The 2,286-nt window shown below is 59.2% G+C and carries 3 protein-coding genes; 2 read left to right on the top strand and 1 reads right to left on the bottom strand.

Going from position 1 to position 2,286, the window contains the following annotated elements:
- The coding region (locus L5849_RS14630) for an RHS repeat-associated core domain-containing protein (protein ID WP_236926153.1) at positions 1-833 on the top strand (833 nt) is incomplete at its 5' end.
- A 10-nt stretch (positions 834-843) separates the two neighbouring features.
- Positions 844-1,170, top strand: coding sequence for a hypothetical protein (locus tag L5849_RS14625; RefSeq protein ID WP_236926152.1), 327 nt, complete (start codon positions 844-846; stop codon positions 1,168-1,170).
- A 759-nt stretch (positions 1,171-1,929) separates the two neighbouring features.
- On the opposite strand, the gene L5849_RS14620 is transcribed toward L5849_RS14625, so the two are convergent.
- The gene (locus tag L5849_RS14620) at positions 1,930-2,133 is read right to left on the bottom strand and encodes a hypothetical protein (RefSeq protein WP_236926151.1); all 204 of its coding nucleotides are present in this window, start codon (positions 2,131-2,133) and stop codon (positions 1,930-1,932) included.
- Between the last annotated feature and the right edge of the window lie 153 nt (positions 2,134-2,286).

Here is a 2,286-nt window from a genome sequence, read left to right as displayed (position 1 = left end):
CGATCAACAGCTACGATGAATACGGCATTCCGGGCACGGGCGGGCTGGGGCGGTTCCGCTATACCGGGCAGACATGGTTGCCGGAACTGGGCCTCTACTATTACAAGGCCCGTATGTATTCGCCCACCCTCGGCCGGTTCATGCAGACCGACCCGATCGGCTATGCCGACGGGATGAACATGTACGCCTATGTCGGCGGCGATCCGGTGAACATGGTCGATCCGCTGGGATTGTGCTCAGGGGAGTCGGGGGGCGCAACCACCGAGAACGTGATCGTTGTTCACTGCAAGACTGAAGAAGGCGGCGGCGGCGGTCCCCCGCCCCGTTCGCGCGGGCCTTCTGGTCCCCCGTCCGGTCCATTTGGTCCTGGTGGAGGTGGACGTCGGCCGCCGAAAAAAGAAGAGCCGCAAAATGACATGCTGCCATGTCAGGATAAGAGCTTAGCGGTTCGGCTAGGGGAAGGCGCACTTGATGGCCTAGGTTTGCTCGGTGATGGCGCGCAGGTGCTTGGTGCTTACACCGGCTTTGTACCATTGGCCGCTGCTGGAACTGCTGCGGAATACGTCAGCATTGGTGGATCAGCACTACTCCATTGGAGCACCGGGGACACTGCTGGTCTCGCCGAAGATGGTCTGAATTTCGCTGCGGGCGCGGTGCCTGGCGGACGGATCGCTCGTAGAGTTGGGGGTGCCGCAGCCGATTGGGGCCGTCGGTCCAACGGTCAGTTCGCCCAAGGTTGGAACCGCAAGCAAAAGGCGCAGAACGCAGCTTATTCGAGTGGTCAATCGACGGCAGCATCGGGTGGTTCGCTATGTCCGGTGAAATCTGGATAGCGACAATCTTATGACTACTGACATTTTTCTCACTCTGATCCTTGTTCCGGTGTTCGTCATTGGATTGCAAAAATATATCGAAGTCCGAGCGAGCTATACGCCTCCGAGCGAAGCTGATATTTTGAAAGTCGAAGAGGCTTCAGGAGCGACGATTGCCCGCATCATCAGAGCAGTTCCGAAGATCAGAATCGTTATCCTCGTCGTTGCTATTCTGCTGCTTTACGTTTTTGGCTTTGTGGATGACTCTGTAGTGAAATGGTCCGCCATCGGCGGAGTGGCTGTCTGCGTGATCGCCATGTCTGCTTTGGTGAATTGGCACCTAGCTTACGACGTATGAACAGAATGCTGAGTTAGCCCCATTCCCTCATTGACCGTCCAGGCTGAGTAACCGGATCACGTTTGCGCAATTTGGGAGGCCCAAGGGCGCACACCGTACACAGCGCCTGCTGCTAGTGAAGCTGATTTAGATCAGCGAGTTACGGCTGATTTTGGCGGTGCGCATCTTCTGTGCCGGTTGTGACCCGGTGCCCAGATAGCGGCACAGAGTGGGTCAGTCGCGCTCCAACCTCTTGCCATAGCTGGCAAATCTCCCATGCCTCGACTGAGTCACTTTGACCCTGTGATTTGGTGGTCGCGTATGGTGATCGAGGCGGTTCTGCTGGGCCAAGTTCCGCTCTTCAGCGGCCCGTTACAGGTGGAAAACCAGCCCATATCTCAGCGGCCCGACCGGTCGGGGATCGAGGTCAGCAAGCCAGTCCCTGTTCGAAGCACACCCTATACGGCAGAACCGTGTTGTGTTACAACGAGATAGCCAAGCAAATCCAGAAGCTTGCGGGCGCGGAGGGGGTGCTCGAAAAAGTTGCAACGGGTTGCAACGAGGCGTTGGTCGCGCGGTTGTGGTGCGATGTCAGTGACTTGGCGTTGCAAGGGGTTGCAACTGGCGGTGCGTGTGAGGGCGGTTGCAACGGTGATACGCCGTCCTGATCCAATCCTTTTTAGAGCGGCCAAAAGGCTCCGCCGAGGGGCTGCGGGAGTGTTCCCGGCCCCTGATCTGTGTTCGCGCTGATATGCCGCTCTGGTGGCAGCTAAGAGAGGATCAGGCGGCGTTGGCGCTCTCCTGTCCGGCTTGCGCGTGGTAGCGGGTGAGCATGGCGTCGATCAGCTCGCTGACCATCTTCTGCTCGCCCTTGGGAAGCTGAGCGACGGCATCGAGCTGGCGTTCGAGCTTGGAGGGCGGGCCGCGCCGTGAGCGGCGCGATGGCACGACAGAGGTACTGGCGGGGCCGTCCTCTCCGATCAACAGCTCCACCGGCGTATCGAGCACCCGCGCCTGCGCGACGGGCAGACGATCGGTTATGGCTATGACAATCTGAACCGGCTCGTCTCGAAGAACCTGCCCGGCTCAGAGCCGGATGCAAGCTACGCCTACGATTTGCTGGGGCGGCTGACACAA

This window comes from Erythrobacter sp. SN021, assembly GCF_021864455.1.
The sequence above is the reverse complement of the archived record's forward strand: the minus strand, read 5'-3'. Positions and strand labels throughout refer to the sequence as shown.